The organism is Microbispora hainanensis (assembly GCF_036186745.1).
Lineage (GTDB): Bacteria > Actinomycetota > Actinomycetes > Streptosporangiales > Streptosporangiaceae > Microbispora.
In genome coordinates, this window is record NZ_CP108086.1 from 3106945 (window position 1) to 3123759 (window position 16815).

At 73.0% G+C, this 16815-nt stretch carries 18 protein-coding genes; 8 read left to right on the forward strand and 10 right to left on the reverse strand.

Annotated elements, in window-relative coordinates:
* Positions 1–30 precede the first annotated feature (30 nt).
* Together OHB01_RS14700 and OHB01_RS14705 are read left to right on the forward strand one after the other, a co-directional pair.
* The gene (locus tag OHB01_RS14700; RefSeq protein WP_328855519.1) at positions 31–1128 is read left to right on the forward strand and encodes an NADH:flavin oxidoreductase/NADH oxidase; all 1098 of its coding nucleotides are present in this window, start codon (positions 31–33) and stop codon (positions 1126–1128) included.
* A 66-nt stretch (positions 1129–1194) separates the two neighbouring features.
* Positions 1195–2166 (forward strand): LLM class F420-dependent oxidoreductase, encoded by a 972-nt coding sequence (locus tag OHB01_RS14705; RefSeq protein ID WP_147945133.1) that lies wholly within the window; start codon positions 1195–1197, stop codon positions 2164–2166.
* Here the strand turns inward: OHB01_RS14705 and OHB01_RS14710 are convergent.
* Positions 2157–3119 carry a sulfite exporter TauE/SafE family protein gene (locus OHB01_RS14710; protein WP_260617538.1) on the reverse strand — a complete coding sequence of 321 codons (963 nt, stop codon included), beginning with the start codon at positions 3117–3119 and terminating at the stop codon, positions 2157–2159. The two genes, OHB01_RS14705 and OHB01_RS14710, sit on opposite strands and share 10 nt — an antisense overlap.
* 271 nt (positions 3120–3390) lie before the next feature.
* On the opposite strand from OHB01_RS14710, the gene OHB01_RS14715 reads away from it, so the two are divergent.
* From OHB01_RS14715 to hypF, 5 genes are all read left to right on the forward strand, one after another.
* Entirely contained in the window at positions 3391–4311 is a 921-nt protein-coding gene (locus tag OHB01_RS14715) for an ROK family protein (RefSeq protein ID WP_142651967.1), read from the forward strand.
* A gap of 101 nt (positions 4312–4412) precedes the next feature.
* Positions 4413–6035 (forward strand): PP2C family protein-serine/threonine phosphatase, encoded by a 1623-nt coding sequence (locus OHB01_RS14720; protein WP_328855520.1) that lies wholly within the window; start codon positions 4413–4415, stop codon positions 6033–6035.
* Between the two features lie 16 nt (positions 6036–6051).
* Positions 6052–7059 (forward strand): cobalamin B12-binding domain-containing protein, encoded by a 1008-nt coding sequence (locus OHB01_RS14725; protein WP_142651965.1) that lies wholly within the window; start codon positions 6052–6054, stop codon positions 7057–7059.
* Complete coding sequence (locus OHB01_RS14730; protein ID WP_328855521.1) at positions 7059–7385, forward strand: STAS domain-containing protein; 327 nt, start codon at positions 7059–7061, stop codon at positions 7383–7385. Before OHB01_RS14725 ends, OHB01_RS14730 begins: the two co-directional genes overlap by 1 nt.
* 24 nt (positions 7386–7409) lie before the next feature.
* Positions 7410–9758: a carbamoyltransferase HypF gene (gene hypF, locus OHB01_RS14735; protein WP_328855522.1), complete on the forward strand. Its 2349-nt coding sequence runs from the start codon at positions 7410–7412 to the stop codon at positions 9756–9758.
* Here the strand turns inward: hypF and OHB01_RS14740 are convergent.
* Positions 9644–10510 carry a LysR family transcriptional regulator gene (locus OHB01_RS14740; RefSeq protein ID WP_142651962.1) on the reverse strand — a complete coding sequence of 289 codons (867 nt, stop codon included), beginning with the start codon at positions 10508–10510 and terminating at the stop codon, positions 9644–9646. The genes hypF and OHB01_RS14740 overlap by 115 nt on opposite strands.
* A 123-nt stretch (positions 10511–10633) precedes the next feature.
* On the opposite strand from OHB01_RS14740, the gene OHB01_RS14745 reads away from it, so the two are divergent.
* Complete coding sequence (locus OHB01_RS14745) at positions 10634–11353, forward strand: SDR family oxidoreductase (protein ID WP_328855523.1); 720 nt, start codon at positions 10634–10636, stop codon at positions 11351–11353.
* A 13-nt stretch (positions 11354–11366) separates the two neighbouring features.
* On the opposite strand, the gene hypE is transcribed toward OHB01_RS14745, so the two are convergent.
* The 8 genes from hypE to OHB01_RS14780 are packed head-to-tail and all read right to left on the reverse strand — an operon-like array spanning position 11367 to position 16813.
* Positions 11367–12521, reverse strand: coding sequence for a hydrogenase expression/formation protein HypE (hypE, locus tag OHB01_RS14750; RefSeq protein ID WP_328855524.1), 1155 nt, complete (start codon positions 12519–12521; stop codon positions 11367–11369).
* A complete protein-coding gene (hypD, locus tag OHB01_RS14755) occupies positions 12518–13642 on the reverse strand; it encodes a hydrogenase formation protein HypD (RefSeq protein WP_328855525.1) in 1125 nt (374 codons plus the stop codon). The genes hypE and hypD overlap by 4 nt, the downstream gene beginning before the upstream one ends.
* Positions 13643–13649: 7 nt before the next feature.
* On the reverse strand, positions 13650–13898 hold the full coding sequence (locus tag OHB01_RS14760; RefSeq protein ID WP_312845790.1) for a HypC/HybG/HupF family hydrogenase formation chaperone: 249 nt from the start codon (positions 13896–13898) through the stop codon (positions 13650–13652).
* Positions 13873–14280 (reverse strand): hydrogenase maturation nickel metallochaperone HypA, encoded by a 408-nt coding sequence (locus tag OHB01_RS14765; RefSeq protein WP_142651958.1) that lies wholly within the window; start codon positions 14278–14280, stop codon positions 13873–13875. Before OHB01_RS14765 ends, OHB01_RS14760 begins: the two co-directional genes overlap by 26 nt.
* A 5-nt stretch (positions 14281–14285) precedes the next feature.
* Entirely contained in the window at positions 14286–14390 is a 105-nt protein-coding gene (locus tag OHB01_RS39910; RefSeq protein ID WP_396691583.1) for a DUF6893 family small protein, read from the reverse strand.
* 13 nt (positions 14391–14403) lie between these two features.
* Positions 14404–14880 (reverse strand): hydrogenase maturation protease, encoded by a 477-nt coding sequence (locus OHB01_RS14770; protein ID WP_142651957.1) that lies wholly within the window; start codon positions 14878–14880, stop codon positions 14404–14406.
* Positions 14881–14888: 8 nt separating this feature from the next.
* Positions 14889–16166, reverse strand: a complete 1278-nt coding sequence (locus OHB01_RS14775) for a hypothetical protein (protein WP_221890024.1) — start codon at positions 16164–16166, stop codon at positions 14889–14891.
* Positions 16163–16813, reverse strand: a complete 651-nt coding sequence (locus OHB01_RS14780) for a DUF6084 family protein (protein ID WP_142651956.1) — start codon at positions 16811–16813, stop codon at positions 16163–16165. The genes OHB01_RS14775 and OHB01_RS14780 overlap by 4 nt, the downstream gene beginning before the upstream one ends.
* Positions 16814–16815: the final 2 nt, after the last annotated feature.

The following is a 16815-nucleotide window of genomic DNA, read 5'->3' on the forward strand; positions in this document are numbered from 1 at the left end:
TGATGAGGACCGTGACGAGAGGAGAGCGGCGTGAGCGCGTTGTTCGAGCCCCTGAAACTGCGGGACCTGACCATTCCCAACCGCGTCTGGATGCCGCCGATGTGCCAGTACAGCGCGGCGATGGAGGGGCCCGGGCAGGGCGTCCCCACCGACTGGCATCTCGCCCACCTCGGCTCCCGGGCGGCGGGCGGGGCCGGTTTGATCATCGTCGAGGCCACGGCCGTCTCCCCGGAGGGCCGGATCAGCCCCGCCGATCTCGGGCTGTGGAACGAGCGCCAGCAGGAGGCGTTCGGCCGCATCACCCGGTTCGTCACCGAGCAGGGCGCGGTGCCCGGCATCCAGCTCGCCCACGCCGGGCGCAAGGCGTCCACCGGCCTCCCGTGGCGGGGCGGCGGGCCGGTCGGCCCCGATGACCACGGGTGGCGGCCGGTCGCGCCCAGCTCCATCCCCTTCGACGATGGCTATCCGGTGCCGGAGGAGCTGAGCGAGGCGGAGATCCGGCGGCTGGTGGACGCCTTCGCCGCGGCCGCCCGCCGCGCGCTCGCGGCGGGCTTCACGGTGGTGGAGATCCACGGCGCCCACGGCTACCTGATCCACGAGTTCCTGTCGCCGTTCAGCAACCGGCGCACCGACGCGTACGGCGGCACTTTCGAGAACCGGGCTCGCCTCGCGCTCGAGGTGGCCGACGCGGTGCGCGCCGTGTGGCCGGACGAGCTGCCGGTGTTCTTCCGGGTCTCGGCCACCGACTGGCTGAGCGAGAACCCCGAGGACCCCCGCGAGGGCTGGACGGCCGGCGACACCGTACGGCTGGCCAAGGAGCTGCTCGCCCACGGGGTGGATCTGCTCGACGTCTCGACGGGCGGCAACGTGCCGGGTGCCCGCATCCCCCTGGAACCGGGTTATCAGGTGCCGTTCGCGGCCCGGGTGAAGGCGGAGACGGACATCGCCGCCTCGGCCGTCGGGCTCATCACCGAGCCGCGCCACGCGGAGGAGATCGTGGCCTCCGGGCAGGCCGACGCGGTGATGCTCGGGCGTGAGCTGCTGCGCAACCCCTACTGGCCGAACGACGCGGCGGGCGAGCTCGGCGCGCGTGGGCGCTGGCCGGTCCAGTACCACCGGGCGCTCTGAACGGGCTCGGCCGGGCGCCTCGCTGTTCGAGTCATCGGCCGTACGGACATGGGTAGGGGTCGTCGTATGGCAGAGATCGGATTCACCCTCATGTCCGAGCAGTCGCCCGCCAAGGAGCTGGTGGAGGACGCGGTCGCCGCCGAGCGGGCGGGCTTCGGCTACGCGGTCGTCTCCGACCACTACTTCCCGTGGCTGGAGGAGATGGGCCACTCTCCGTACGCCTGGTCGGTGCTGGGCGCGGTGGCGCAGACCACCGAGCGGCTGCCGCTGATGACGTACGTGACGTGCCCGATCATGCGGTATCACCCGGCGGTGGTGGCGCAGAAGGCCGCCACGATGGGGGTGCTCAGCGACGGCCGCTTCACCCTCGGCGTGGGCGCGGGCGAGAACCTGAACGAGCACGTGATCGGGCACGGCTGGCCGCCGGTCAACACCAGGCACGAGATGTTCCGCGAGGCCATCGAGGTCATCAAGGAGCTCTTCCAGGGCGGCTACCGCAACTATCGCGGCGAGTATTTCGACATCGACTCGGCCCGCCTGTTCGATCTGCCGGAACGGCCGGTGCCCGTCGCGGTCGCCGCGTCCGGCGACCAGTCGGTGGACATCGCGGCCGAGCTCGGCGACGGCCTCGTGGCGACGGACCCGGACGGGTCGCTGGTGGAGAGGTTCGCGGCGTCCGGCGGCGAGGGCAAGCCCGTCTACGGCCAGCTCGCCGTCTGCTACGACCCCGACAGGGACGCCGCGGTCGAACGCGCGCACCGCCTGTGGCGCTGGTCGGTGGCCGGCTGGAAGGTCATGTCGGAGCTGCCCGCGCCGGTCAACTTCGCCGCCGCCACCGAGACCGTGCGGCCGGAGGACGTGGCGGAGAAGGTGCCCTGCGGCGCGGATCCCGGGGCCGTGGTCGAGGCCGTACGGAAGTACGCCGAGGCCGGTTTCACCCACATCGCGCTCGTGCAGATCGGACGGGAGCGCCAGCGGGAGTTCTTCGAGTGGTCGGAGAAGGAGCTCCTGCCCGCCCTGCGTGATCTTCAGACGTGAGACGAGGTCTGGGCCTCCCGCCTCCAGGGGAGCGCGGGCAGGCCGCACCGCACCCGCAGGACCATCCAGAACGCCGGGGCGAGCAGCAGCACGGCGACCAGCGCCCAGATGGTCTGGGTGTTGCCGGCGCCGAACATCTTCAGCGCCGAGGCGAGCAGCACGAACGCCAGGACGCGGCGGATCAGCCCGCCGGGGGCGCGTGAGGAGATCCGCGAGCCGAGGTAGACGCCGGGGATTGACCCCACCAGCAGCGCGACCGTGATCGACAGCGTGAACTCGCCGAACAGCAGGTGCCCGAGCGCGGCCGACATGACGAGCGGCACGGCCTGCACAAGGTCGGTGCCGACGAGCTGGTTGGCCTTCAGGGCGGGATAGAGCGCCAGCAGGGCCACGATGATCAGGGAGCCGGAGCCGACCGAGGTGATCCCGACCACGAGCCCGCCGACGGCTCCCACCAGTGCGGTCGGCAGCGGCCGTACGGCGACGGAGGGCATCTCGGTCGCGGCCGGTTCGCCGGGAGCGGCGGTGCGGCGGCCGGTCTCCGGGGTGCGGCCCTCGGCGCGGTCGCGCATCGCGAGATAGCCGCGTACGGCCAGGCCCCCGGCCGCGATGAGCAGGGCGATGCCGAGACCCTTCTCGATCACCTCCTGCACGGCCTCGCCCCGGCCCAGCGCGCGGGCGATGAGCACCCCGCAGAACGCCGCGGGGACCGAGCCCGCGCACAGCCAGGCGACGAGCCGCAGGTTGACCGTGCCCCGGCGCAGGTGCACGAGACTGCCCACCGGTTTCATGACGGCGGCGGCGACGAGGTCGCTGGAGACGGCGGCGAGGGGCGGCACGCCGAAGAACGTCACGAGCATGGGCGTCATCAGGGCCCCGCCGCCCATACCGGTCAGGCCGACGACGACGGCGACCAGGAACGAGCCGATCGCCATGGTGTAGTCGAAATGCACCCGCTAACCCTACCTAACCCATCGGAATTACGGATACCCCCATCTTGTAGTGAACCTTTCGTGCTTAACCGGTTCGGCCGATCACTCGCGGCGTACCCCGCGACGGGCCGGTCACCCGCGCTGGCCGGGCCTTCTCGCGGAGGCGGAGACTCGCGGGAGTACCGTAGGGATCACACAGGTGATCAGCCGTTGACGTGGTGGTGGCCCACCCAATACCTTGGCCGCACCTTATCCGGTTAAGTATGGCGATGGAGGGGCTGGGGATGCGGCGATGACCGTCCTCGCGGTGGACATCGGCGGCACGAAGTTCGCCGCCGCGGCCGTCGCGCCCGACGGCGAGATGCTGGCCCGCGCCGAGGTGCCGCTGGGCGGCCCCGGGTCGGCCGACCGTACGCTGTCCGAGGTCGTGGGCCGGATCACCGAGCGCGTGCCGCCCGCCCGGCTCGACGGCATCGGAGTGGGCTCGGCCGGGCCGCTCGACCCCCGCAAGGGCACGGTCAGCCCGGTGAACATCCCGGCCTGGCGCGAGTTCCCGCTGGTCGACACGCTCCGCGAGGTGCTGCCCGGCCGGCCCGTACGGCTCGCTGGAGACGCCCAGTGCATGGCACTCGGGGAGTGGTGGCGCGGCCTGGGCGGCGACGGCGCGGCGCGGAGCCGGGCCATGCTCGGCATGGTGGTCTCCACCGGCGTCGGCGGCGGCCTCGTCCTCGACGGCGTGCCGTACGTCGGCCCGACCGGCAACGCCGGGCACATCGGCCACATCACCGTCGATCCCGGCGGCGAGCCGTGCCCCTGCGGCGGCGTCGGCTGCGTCGAGACCATCGCGAGCGGGCCCGGCATGGTCCGCTGGGCCACCGCGAACGGCTGGACCGGTGCGGATGCCAGGGCGCTGGCCGCCGACGCCCGGACCGGGCACCCCACCGCCGTGACCGCCTTCCGGCGCGCGGCCGACGCGCTGGCCACCGCCGTGCTCACGGCGTCCGCCCTGTTCGACCTCGACCACGTCGTCATCGGAGGGGGCGTGGCCGCCGCGGGGCCGATTCTGTTCGGCCCGCTCAGGCGGGCGATCGAGAGGAACGCCGGGCTCGGCTTCCTGCGACGCCTGCGGGTGGACCCGACCTCCCTGGGACGCGACGCCGGGCTGTTCGGCGCCGCCGCCCTCGTCCTGCTACAGGACGACCCCTCCGAGTGAGCGCGGGCACCTTCCACATCGGCGCATCCGGGCAGAGGAGGGGCAAAGGTACCCTGGAGTAACTGACAGGAATCGGGGGCCACCATGACGGGAACGCACAGGTGAAAGGCGCCACCGGTTCGGCAGGCCCGCCACATGGGGCGGTCAGGCCGGCTCCCGACCTCCTGACGGCGCTGCTCGACGGCAGCGCCGAGGGCATCGTGCTGTGCGACGCTGACGGCGTCGTGACGCTGGTCAACGCGGCGGCGGTCCGCCTGATGCCCGGAGTCGAGCCGGGCCTGCCCGCGCCCGCGCCGCTCGGGCCCGTCCCGTCCGCCCCCGAAGGCCGGACCATGATCCACGGCGGCCGGGCGATCCGGATTCGCGCCGAAGCGGTCGGCGACGGCCGCCTCGCCTGGTATCTCTCCGATCTGGACGCGGCGCCGCGGACCGAGTTCCTGCTGGAGGCCGGCCGCCGCCTGTCCGCCTCGCTCAACCCGCACCGGTGCGCCAGGGCCGCGACGGAGCTGGCCGCCGACTTCCTGTGCGACATGGCGGTCGTGCTGCTGCCGTCCACCGCCCGCCGCCGGATGGAGTGGGTGCGCGCCGTCTCCGGCCGGCCCGGCGCGGAGGAGGGCACTCTGCCGGCCGCCGAGGCGGCGGAGGTGCCCGGCCTGACCGACGCGCTCGCGGGCCTGCGGCACGGTGGCACAGGGCTGCATGTCCCAAGAGACACAGGGCTGCAGGATCCGGGCGGCGCGCCGGAGTGGCTGCTGCCGGAGGGGTTCGGGCCCCTGGGCCACCTGCTGGTGCTCCCGCTGCCCGGCAACGGCGTGCCCGCCGGGGCGATCGTGCTCGCCCGCCGTGCTGGGCGGCCGCCGTTCTGCGACGACGACCAGAGGATGGCGCGCGACCTCGCGATCCGGGCCGGTGCCGCGATCTCCGCGGCCTCCCTGTTCCGGGAGCAGAGCACGATCAACGCCATCCTGACCGGTGATCTGCTGCCGCCGGACCTGCCGGAGATCGAGGGCATGCGGGTGGCGGGCCGGCTGCGGGCCTCGCAGCAGGCCGGCGCCATCGGCGGCGACTTCTACGACGTCTACCTGCCCGACGCGGCTACCGGCGACGGGATCGTGGAGCGGCCGCCGCTGGTCATCCTGGGCGACGTCTGCGGCAAGGGCGCCCGCGCGGCGGTCCTGGCCGGTCAGGTCCGCCACAGCCTGCGCACGCTGCTGCTGCTGGAAAGCCGCACCGACCGGCTGCTCGAACTGCTGAACCGGTCGCTGCTCGCCTCCCCGTCGCCGCACTCGTACGTGACGATGATCCTGGCCGCGCTGCGCGCCGCACCCGGCGATCACGTGCTGGTGGACCTGGCTGTGGCCGGGCACCCGCCACCGCTGGTCCTGCGCCGGGACGGCACGGTGGAGGAGGTCGCCGCGCGGGGGTCCATCCTCGGCGCGTTGAAGCAGATCAGCCTGTGGCCCGTCACACTCGATCTCGCACCCGGCGAGGTGTGCCTGCTGTACAGCGACGGCATCACCGAGGCGTTCGGCGGCCCGAGCGGCCGGGAAATGTTCGGTGAGGAACGGCTGAAGGCGGCGCTCGCCACCTGCGCGGGAATGCCGGTCGAGGCCCTGGTGGAACGGCTGGAACAACTCAGCACGGAATGGCTGGGCGGCGCTCCTGCCACCGGCTTGCAGGACGACCGCGCCCTGCTCGCCGTACGCGCGGGGAGACAGGGGTGACGGCAGGGGTGACGACATGGTGACGACGGACCTGGCGGCGGCGACGGAGCACTACCTGGACCTGATCGGCCGGGCCGACGAGTACGGCGCGGTCGACCTGGTCCTGGGCCTGATCGACGAGGGCGTGCCCGCCGAGGACGCGCTGCTGCGGGTCGTCGCCGCCGGCCAGCGCCGGGTGGGCGAGCTGTGGGCGTCGAACGAGTGGACGGTCGCGCGCGAGCACGGCGCGACCGCGGTCAGCGAGCGCGTCGTGGCCGCCGTCAGCGGGCGCGTACGGCCCGCGGCGACCCGCGGCCGGGTGGCCGTGGCCTGCGCCGACGGCGAATATCACGCGCTGCCCGCCCGCATCATGGCGGAGGTGCTGCGTCTGCGGGGATGGCGGGTCGACTTCCTGGGGGCCAGCGTGCCCGGCCCGCACCTGATCACCCACCTGCACCAGACCGGGCCCGACGTGGTCGCGCTCGGCTGCACACTGGCCACCCGGCTGCCCCGCGCGCACGCCACCATCTCGGCCTGCCAGGCCGTGGGCGTTCCCGTGCTGGCCGGTGGGGCGGGGTTCGGCGCCGACGGCCGCTACGCCCGCCTGCTCGGCGCGGACGCCTGGGCGCCCAGCGCCGACGCCGCGGCCGACCGGCTCGCCGCCGGGCTGCCGTCGTTTCCCGCCGCCCACGACGGCGCCGCCGCGGCCCGTCTCGGCGGCGAGGAGTACGCCTATCTGGCCCGGCACCGCGCCGAACTGCTGTCCCGCGTCATGGACAGGCTCGGGGACGACACCGGCGAGGATCTCGGTCACATCGCCGACTATCTGATCGCCGCGATGTACGTCCACGACCCCGCGCTGTTCACCGGCTTCGTCACCTGGACCTGCCAGGTCCTGGCGGCCAGGAACGTGCCCGCGGAGTCCGTCGTGCGCGGGCTGCGTGCTCTCCATGATGTGCTGACGGACTGCCCCGACACCCGCCTGGTGCTGGACGAGGGCGTCGCCGCGGCATGTGCCGATCAACGAGCAGAGACGAGGGTCTGATGCAGGACACGCCCGCGTTCCGGGTCGAGTCGCTCACTCCCGAGCCCGGCACGGCGCGCCTGGTGATGACCGGCGAGCTCGACTTCACCACGGCGGACGAGGCGTCCGCAGAGGTGGCCAAGGCGCTCGCGGAGGGCGTCGGCGTGCTCGAACTCGACCTGGCGGGGCTGAAGTTCATCGACTCGTCGGGCATGGCGGTGGTGATGGACGCCTACACCGGCGCGCAGGAGCGCGGGACGGCCTTCCGGATCGTCGCCCTCACCCCCTATCTGCGCCACCTGATCGAGGTCGTCGCCCTCGACGACGTGCTCGACCTGCCCGCCTGATATCCGGGCTGAGACAATGGGCGGGTGAGCAGGCGTGCCGTCGCCGTCCGGATCGAGGGGATCGTGCAGGGGGTCGGCTTCCGGCCCTTCGTGTACGGCCTCGCCACGCGGCTCGGCCTCGCCGGGGTGGTCGGCAACGACGAACGCGGGGTCTTCATCGAGGTCGAGGGCGGCAGCGCGCCGGTCGAGGAGTTCCTGGCCGCGCTGACCGGCGACCCGCCGCCGCTGGCGGTCATCGAGCGGATCAGCACGGCCCCGGCGCCCGTCACCGGCCGCGGCACATTCGTGATCGCGCCGAGCGCGGCCGGTGGGGACCGGCACGCGCTCGTCTCGCCGGACGTGGCGACCTGCGACGCCTGCGTGCGCGACCTGAGCGACCCGGCCGACCGCAGGTGCGGCTACGCCTTCACCAACTGCACCGGCTGCGGCCCGCGCTTCACCATCGTCCGCGACGTGCCCTACGACCGGGCCACCACCACGATGGCGGGCTTCCGGATGTGCGCGGACTGCGCCCGCGAATATCACGACCCCGGCGACCGGCGCTTCCACGCCCAGCCCGTGTGCTGCCCCGCCTGCGGCCCCCTGCTGCGGTTCGTGGGTCCCGAGGGACCCGGTGATCCGCTCGCGCGGGCAGTACGGCTGCTGCGGGAGGGCGGCGTGCTGGCGGTCAAGGGACTCGGCGGCTATCATCTGGCGGCGCTCGCGGCGGACGAACCCGCCGTGGCCGCGCTGCGGTCGCGCAAGCACCGCGAGGACAAGCCGTTCGCGGTGATGACCGGCGACCTGGCCGCGGCGCGGCGGCTGTGCGTGGTGGACCCGGCCGAGGAGCGCCTGCTGACCGGCCCCGCCCGCCCCGTCGTGCTGCTGCGGCGGCTCGATGACTTACTCGTGGCGCCGTCCGTGGCACCCGGCAACCGGTGGCTGGGGGTGCTGCTGCCGTACACCCCGCTGCACCACCTGCTGCTCCGGGGGGTTGGTGAGCCGATCGTGCTGACCAGCGGAAACGTGTCCGACGAGCCGATCGCCTACCGGGACGACGACGTCCTGGAACGGCTCGGCGGCATCGCCGACGCCTTCCTGACCCACGACCGCCCCATCCACATCCGTACGGACGACTCGGTCGTACGGGTCTTCCGGGGCCGTGACCTGCCGATCAGGCGGTCGCGGGGATACGTGCCCCACCCGCTGCCGCTCGCCGTCGCGGCGGCCCGGCCCGTGCTCGCCTGCGGCGCCGAGCTGAAGCACACGTTCTGCCTGGTCAAGGGTGACCGCGCGTTCGTCTCCCACCACATCGGCGACCTGGAGAACTACGAGACCCTGCGGTCGTTCACCGAGGGAGTCGAGCATTTCCGGCGGCTGTTCGACATCACGCCCGAGATCGTCGCGCACGACCTGCACCCCGACTATCTGTCCACCAAGTGGGCGCTCGACCAGGACGCGGACCTCGTCGGCGTGCAGCACCACCACGCCCACATCGCGTCCTGCCTGGCCGACAACGGCGTCGATTGCACGGTCGCGGGCCCGGTCGCGGGAGTGGCCTTCGACGGCCTCGGCTACGGCGCGGACGGCACGCTGTGGGGCGGCGAGTTCCTCGTCGCCGACCTGACCGGCTTCGAACGGGCGGGCCACCTCGCGCCGGTGCCGATGCCCGGGGGCGTGACCGCGATCCGGCAGCCCTGGCGCATGGCCGCCGTCTATCTCGACCTCGCCTACGACGGCGACGTCCCCGAAGACCTGGACGTCGTACGGCGCAACGCCGGGCAGTGGGCGGCCGTCGTCGCGCTGGCCCGCCGGGGCGTCAACTCGCCTCTCACCTCCAGCATGGGCCGCCTGTTCGACGCGGTGGCGGCGGTCGCGGGGGTCCGCGACGCGATCACCTACGAGGGCCAGGCCGCGGTCGAGTTCGAGCAGCTCGCCGATCCCGGGGTGGACGACGCCTACCCCTGCCGCCTCGTCGAGACGGGAGCGGGGTTCACCGTGCCGGGCGCGGAGCTGGTCCGCGCGGTCGCCGACGATCTGCGGGCGGGCGTGCCCCGCGACGTCGTCGCCGCGCGGTTCCACAACGCCGTGGCCCGCGTCGTCGCCGACGGCTGCGCGCTGATCAGGACGGCCTGCGGCCTGTCCACGGTCGCGCTGTCCGGCGGGGTGTTCCAGAACCTGCTGCTGCTCGGCCGGGCCGTGACCCTGCTGGAGGAGCGCGGCTTCACGGTGCTCACCCACCACCGCGTCCCCCCGAACGACGGCGGCGTCAGCCTCGGTCAGGCCGCCGTCGCCGCCGCGATGGCGGCGAACTCGCCGATCAGCGGGGTGCGGCGGGAGCTGTCCCAGGCCAGGCACACCTGGTTGGGCGGGATGTCGGCGACCGGCACGTAGGTGACGTCGGGCCGGGTGTAGAAGGTCACCACCGACAGAGGCAGGACGATGATGCCGTGGCCCGCGGCGACGTGTTCGAGCTTCTCCTCCACGGCGTGGAAGACCGGCGCGGGGCGACGCGGAGCCGAGCCCCGCAGCTCGGTCGCGACGTCGCGCCACTCGGGCACGGCGTCGGGGTGCTGGAGGAGGTGCTCGTCGGCGAGGTCGGCGATGCCGATCGCGTCCTTGCCCGCCAGACGGTGACCGGAGGGCAGCACGGCGACGCGCGGCTCGTCCATCAGCGGCCGCACGCGCAGCCCGCGCTGGTCGATCGGCAGGCGCACATAGCCGATGTCCACCCGCCCGTCGCGGATGGCGTCGGCCTGGTCGTCCCAGGTCGTACGGACGACCTCCACCGTCAGGCCGGGGTGGCGTTCGCGCAGCGCCCGGACCGCCGGAGTGACGATCAGCCCGGGCATGAACCCCACGGTGAAGGTGTCGGCGCCGCGTGCGGCGCGGCCGACCCGCCGGCGCAGCGCCTCGGCCGAGGCCAGCAGCGGGCGGGCGTCGGCGAGCAGTTGCTCGCCCGCGCGGGTGAGCTCGGTGGCCCGCCTGTCGCGCACGAAGAGCTGCACCTTCAGCTCGCTCTCCAGCGCCCGGATCTGGCGCGACAGCACGGGCTGCGCGATGTGCAACGCCTCGGCCGCCCGTCCGAAGTGCAGCCGCTCGGCCACCGCGACGAAATATCGCAGCTTTCGTAGATCGACGTCCACCAGCGCATCCTCTCGGCTCTGATGCCCTCAGGGTATTACAGGCGAGGCAGAGGGTCTTGGACGGCGGCGCCGGGGCGGGCCCATCCTGAAGGGGTTGAGATCCCCTAACCACAAGGACGAGTCATGGATCTGCAGGGGCAGCGCGTCGTCGTGCTCGGCGGCACATCGGGCATCGGACTGGCCACCGCGGAGTCGGTCGCGCGACAGGGCGCCGTGGTCACGGTCGCCTCCAGCAGGCCTTCCAGCGTCGAGCGGGCGCTGAGCCTGCTGCCGGACGGCTGCGAGGGCCGGGTCGCCGACCTCACCGACGCGCGGGCCGTGGGCCGGCTCTTCGAGGACCTGGGCGAGTTCTCCCACCTCGTCTACACGGCCGGTGAGCCGCTGACGATGATGCCGGTGGACACGCTCGACCTCGACGCGGCACGCGACTTCTTCGGGCTGCGTTACTTCGGCGCGCTGGGGGCGGTCCGCGCCGCCCTGCCGTACCTGCGCAAGGACGGCTCGATCACCCTCACGACCGGCATCGCCAAGGACCGGCCGGGCCCGGGCTGGGCGGTCGCGGCGAGCATCTGCGGCGCCATGGAGGCACTGACGAAGGCGCTGGCCGTCGAGCTCGCGCCCGTCAGGGTGAACGTCGTGTCGCCCGGCTTCGTGCGGTCGCCGCTGTGGTCGGCGATGGGAGAGGAGGAGCGCGAGCGGATGTACGCCGGCATCGGCGCCTCGATCCCGGCGGGGCGGGTCGGCGAGGTCGAGGACATCGCCCGCGCCTATCTGTTCCTGATGACGGAGCCGTTCGCCACCGGAACCGTCCTGACCGTGGACGGCGGCAACGTGCTCGTCTGACAAACGTGCCCGTCTAACAAATGCGGGGCAGTGGGTCGCCGACCAGAACGTCGACGATCCGGGTGCCGCCGAAGGCGGTCTTGAGCAGCACCAGACCCGGGGGGTCGTCCTGGACGCGGCCGACGATCGCGGCGCCCTCGCCGAGCGGATGGCTCCGCAGCGCGGCGAGCGCGGCGTCGGCAACGCCCCCCTCCGCGTCCCCGTCCCCGTCCCCGTCCCCGTCTCCGTCCCCGTCTCCGTCCCCGTCTCCGTCCCCGGCTACGACCACGACCATCCGGCCCTCGCAGGCCACGTAGAGCGGGTCGATGCCCAGCAGCTCGCAGGCCCCGCGTACGGCGGGCCGTACGGGCACCGCGTCCTCCTCGACCACGACGGCGACGCCGGAGGCGCGGGCGATCTCGTTCAAAATCGTCGCCACGCCGCCCCGGGTCGCGTCCCGCAGGCACCGCACCTTTCCGCCCACGGCGGCCAGGAGGGCGGTGACCAGGCCGTTGAGCGGGGCGGTGTCCGACGTCACGTCGGCCTCGATGTCCAGCTCGCCCCGGGCCAGCATGATCGTGACGCCGTGCTCGCCGATCGGGCCGGACACGAGGACGGCGTCGCCGGGCCGGGCGTGCGCGACACCGAGAGGCGCATCCCGCTCCAGCAGTCCGACCCCGGCCGTGGTGACGTAGCAGCCGTCGGCCTTGCCGCGCTGCACCACCTTGGTGTCCCCGGTCACGATCGACACCTCCGCCGCCGCGGCGGCCCGCGCCATCGACGCGCTGATCCGCCGCAGGTCCTCGACCGGGAAGCCCTCCTCCAGGACGAAACCGGCCGACAGGTACAGCGGCCGGGCCCCGCACACCGCAAGGTCGTTCACGGTGCCGTTGACGGCGAGGTCGCCGATGTCGCCGCCGGGGAAGAACAGCGGGGAGACCACGTAGGAGTCGGTCGTGAACGCGAGCCGCGCGCCGCCCGCGGCGAAGACCGCGCCGTCCTCCAGCGGTTCGAGCAGCGGGTTGCGGAACGCGTCGAGGAACACCGCCTCGATCAGCGTCTGGGTCGCCTTGCCGCCCGCGCCGTGGGCCATCGTGATGTGCTCCTCGCGCACGCGGGCCTTCCGCTGCCGGGCGCGGTCGATGCGTTCGAGGACCTGTTCCTCGCGGGTCGCCCGGGTCTCGGTCACCTCGTGGCCTCCCTCACCCGCTGCCGGGAGAAGCGGCCGAAGTTGTAGTAGGCCGCGCAGGCGCCCTCGGATGACACCATGCAGGTGCCGATCGGCGTCTCCGGCGTGCAGGCCGTGCCGAACACCTTGCACTCCCACGGTTTGAGCACGCCCTTGAGCACCTCGCCGCACTGGCACGCCTTGGGGTCGGCCACCCGGTTGCCGGGGATGTCGAACAGCCGCTCCGCGTCGTACGCCGCGTACTTCTCCCGCATGCGCAGCGCCGAGTGCGAGATGAAGCCGAGGCCCCGCCACTCGAAGTAGGGCCGCAGCTCCATCACCTCGGTGATGGCCCGCAGGGCTTTGACGTTGCCCGCCCACGGCACGACCCGGGCGTACTGGTTCTCCACCTCCGACCGGCCCTCGGCGAGCTGGAGCAGCAGCATGTAGACCGACTGGAGGATGTCCAGCGGCTCGAACCCCGCCACGACCAGCGGCCTGCCGTGGTCGCGGGCGATGAACTCGTACGGCCGGCAGCCGATGATCGTGGAGACGTGGCCGGGGCCGATGAAGCCGTCGAGACGCAGGTCGGGCGAGTCCAGGATCGCCTTGATCGCGGGAATGATCGTCACGTGGTTGCAGAAGACCGAGAAGTTCCGCACGTCCTCGGCCGCGGCCCGCAGCACGGTCATGGCGGTCGACGGCGTGGTGGTCTCGAACCCGATGGCCATGAAGACCACCCGGCGGTCCGGCTCGCGGCGGGCGATCTTCAGCGCGTCCAGCGGCGAGTAGACCATGCGGATGTCGGCGCCCTGGGCCGTGGAGTCGAAGAACGATCCCCGCCCGCCCGGCACCCGCATCATGTCCCCGAACGACGTCATGATCACGTCGGGCTGCTCGGCGATGTGGATCGCGTCGTCCACGCGGCCCATCGGGATCACGCAGACCGGGCATCCGGGGCCGTGCACCAGCGTGATCGTCTCGGGCAGGTAGTCCTCCAGCCCGTGCTTGTAGATGGTGTGGGTGTGGCCGCCGCACACCTCCATGAACTTGTAGGTGCGGCCCGGCTCGCACAGGCTCGCGATCCTGGCGGACAGCGCCCGCGCCTTGTCCGCGTCGCGATACTCGTCGACGAAGCGCATGGGTCCTTCACCTCTCTATGGACGAGTCACGCAGCGCCGCCAGCTCGTCCTCGTACGCCTGGCCGATGCCCTCCAGGAACTCCAGCGCGGCCCTGGCCTCGGCCTCGTCGATCTTCGACAGCGCGAAGCCGACGTGGATCAGGACCCAGTCGCCTGGCCGCAGCGGCTGACCGTCCAGCAGGCCGATGTTGACGACCCGCCGCACCCCGCTCACGTCGACCCTGGCGAGGTCAGTCTGACCGGGCGGGATCTCCACGATCTCGCCCGGAATGCCCAGGCACATAGGACACCTCCGCAGTGGCGCCGGGGTCGAGCTGGACGGATTCGAGGACGAGGCTGTCCCCGCCCTCGCTGTCGATGTCGATCCCGCCGCACAGGCCGCAGATCGTGAGCGGGTCGGCGCACAGGGCGGAGTGCCCGCAGCCCCGGCAGATGAGCCGTACGGGCTCGACGACCAGGTCGAGCGCCGCACCCTCGGCGACCGTGCCCGCGGAGGCCAGGCAGAACGCCTGGTCGAGGGCCTGCGGGGCGATGCGCAGCAGCGCGCCCGCCCGCACCCGGGCCCGGCGCACCCGCCTGCCCTTGGCCCGGCGCTCCACGGCCTCGAGCACGGCCTCGGCGATCCCGAACTCGTGCATCAGGGTCACATCCTTCTGATCCGCAGATAGCGCCGGATGTCGGGCAGCGACTGGACGACCAGCGCGGCCACCAGGGCTGCCACCAGCATGAGGACCAGGCGTTTCAGCATTTCCCCAACCCCTTCATCTCCCCGCCTCCTTCGCGAACTCGTGCGTGATGAGTGCGAGCACGAGGTCGGCGGCCTCGGGGACGGCCGCCGCGACCGGCGGGCTCAGGTCCATCCCCGGCGTCACGTCGGCAGGCTCGCAGCCGACGAGCAGGACCCTGCCGCCCCACGGGAGATCGAGCCCGGAGGCCAGGGTGAGCACCGCCTCGGGCGTCATCGCGTGCGCGTCCACGAAGGCCCGCTCCGCGTCCGGGCAGGCCGGCGCCACGACGCTGAGCGTGCCGGGGGCCAGCCCCGACGGCACCGCGTCGACGAGGATCGTGAGGTCGTATCCCGAGGTCAGCTCGTAGGCGAGGTGGATGCCGCGGATGCCGAAGTCGCCGACCCGCACCCCGTCGGGCACCCCGGCGGCGGTGAGGCGGCGGGCGACCGCCACGCCGAAGCCGTCGTCGCCGAGGAAGACGTTCCCCACGCCGGCCACCAGTGTTCTCATGCCGGTCTTCATAGGGGTTCCACCTCGTCCGGCGCGAAATAGAAGAACCGCCGCTGCTCGCGCTGCAGGTCGGAGCCGGGATCGTCCTCCAGCGTGACGGCCAGGTGGCGCACGCCGTCCACATCGAGGAACACCGCCTCGACCAGGGCGGTCCGCCCGGCCAGGAACATGTCCTGCGCGTCGGCGCGGCGGTGGCCCGGCCGCAGCCGCACCCGGCTGCCCCTGGCGATCCGCACCCCGCCCACGGTCACGGACTCGTCGTCGGGCGTCGTCCGCGCGGGGACCTCCAGGTGACGGATGGCGCCGTGGAGCCGTTCGAGCAGCTCCGGCGGCAGGTCGGCGGCCCGTTCGAGGATCTCGGCGGCACGCGGGTCGGTGACCCGCGCCTCCCGCTTCTCCTCCTCGGTCAGGGTCAGCGTGCGCAGCGTGAGCAGCTCGTCGATCTCCGTCGAGTCGAACAGGTCGCCCGGGCTCTCCGGCGCGATGGCCGGGTGGTCGTACAGGATGATCGGCGAGGACAGCACGACGTCGCGGCGGCCGGCCTCGCCCACCAGCACCGGCCAGGTGTTCTCGTTGCGGCACTGCCGCGCCGCCGCCTCGGCCCACATCGGCGGGTCGAGCAGCGAGACGAACGCCCCTCCGCTCACCCCGATCAGCAGGTGGGCGGCGACCAGCGAGCGGCGCAGGGCCTCCTCGCGCGGCGCGTCCGCCCGCTCCCAGTGGGAGGTGTTCTCCACCTCCACCCGCAGCCGCACCAGCCCGTACGGCCCGGGCAGCCGCTCGGCGGAGATCCGCAGCTCCGCGTCGAGCGGCTGGTGCTCGCAGACGATCCGGCCGGTCCGCTCGCCGCCGGGGCCCGCGATGTTCTCGATGACGCGGTCGGCCAGCACCTGGACCTCGATCGTGCAGGGCCTGGCCGTCACGCGGGCCAGGGACACCGTGGTGCGGGCCTCCCGCTCGGTGGCCTCGTCGAAGCTGAGGTAGTCGCGTCCGCCGACGGTCAGCTTCGGGACGGGCCAGTAGCCGTCGTCCTCCTCCCGCTCGACCGTCCTGCTCCTGACGTGCAGGAACCGCAGCCGCACGTCGATCCGGGCGTCTCCGGGGGCCTCGAGAAGGCACTCGGTCGCGCTGCCCGACGGCTCGCCGGGGTAGTTCGGCGGCACGAGCACGCCGAACTGCCAGCGCATGCGGTTCTTGGCCGCCGAGGCGCGATAGGGATAGAGCAGGTAGCCCTCGTACAGCACGGCGTCCGCGACGCGGCGGGCCGCCTCCATCGGCACGGTCACCGTGCTCCCTCCTTCATGCGCGCTTCCTTCAGGAGGGCATCGACCGCTTCGTCCACCGTGGCGAGGACCCGTTCGGACTTGAAGCGGAGAAGTTCGCGTACGGTGTCGCGGCGCAGCCGCAGCCACCCCGAGCCGGGGAAGGCGGTGTCGATCGTCTCGCGCCACACCGCGACCGGCAGGCGGTGGCGGGTCTCGCAGTCCCAGGGGATCTGCCGCATGCTCACCCCGCCGCCCGAGCGGGCCAGCACGGTGCCGCTGAACAGCAGCAGCAGCGGGATCTCGCCGTCGTCCAGCGAGGCGAAATATCGGCCCGCGGCCACCTCCAGGTCATATCCGCACGGCACGGGCAGGTCGATCTCGGTGCTCGTGGTGAAGGCGGGCACCATCGCCTGCGCCATGGCGAACTGCACCGGCCGCAACGTGTCACCCCACCGGGACGGCGCGCCGAACAGGTCCGCAAGCAGCGCCGCCTCCCTCGGCCCGTACGGCCTGCGGTGCGGCTCGATCCTGATCTGGCAGCGCAGCGCGATGGCGTGGACGCCCTCGGGGGCGGGGTCGGTGACGCGCAGGCGGAAGACGAGCGTGGGCGAGGCCGCGTACGGCTCGGGCCGGGCGTCCAGGCAGTCGAAGCGGAGACCGTCGTGCAAGG

Bases quoted from the DNA above. Each gene is read 5' to 3' on its own strand.
- OHB01_RS14705 (WP_147945133.1), top strand. From the start codon at position 1,195: ATGGCAGAGATCGGATTCACCCTCATGTCCGAGCAGTCGCCCGCCAAG.
- OHB01_RS14715 (WP_142651967.1), top strand. From the start codon at position 3,391: ATGACCGTCCTCGCGGTGGACATCGGCGGCACGAAGTTCGCCGCCGCG.
- OHB01_RS14725 (WP_142651965.1), top strand. From the start codon at position 6,052: ATGGTGACGACGGACCTGGCGGCGGCGACGGAGCACTACCTGGACCTG.
- OHB01_RS14730 (WP_328855521.1), top strand. From the start codon at position 7,059: ATGCAGGACACGCCCGCGTTCCGGGTCGAGTCGCTCACTCCCGAGCCC.
- OHB01_RS14745 (WP_328855523.1), top strand. From the start codon at position 10,634: ATGGATCTGCAGGGGCAGCGCGTCGTCGTGCTCGGCGGCACATCGGGC.
- hypD (WP_328855525.1), bottom strand. From the start codon at position 13,642: ATGCGCTTCGTCGACGAGTATCGCGACGCGGACAAGGCGCGGGCGCTG.
- OHB01_RS14765 (WP_142651958.1), bottom strand. From the start codon at position 14,280: ATGCACGAGTTCGGGATCGCCGAGGCCGTGCTCGAGGCCGTGGAGCGC.
- OHB01_RS39910 (WP_396691583.1), bottom strand. From the start codon at position 14,390: ATGCTGAAACGCCTGGTCCTCATGCTGGTGGCAGCCCTGGTGGCCGCG.
- OHB01_RS14770 (WP_142651957.1), bottom strand. From the start codon at position 14,880: ATGAGAACACTGGTGGCCGGCGTGGGGAACGTCTTCCTCGGCGACGAC.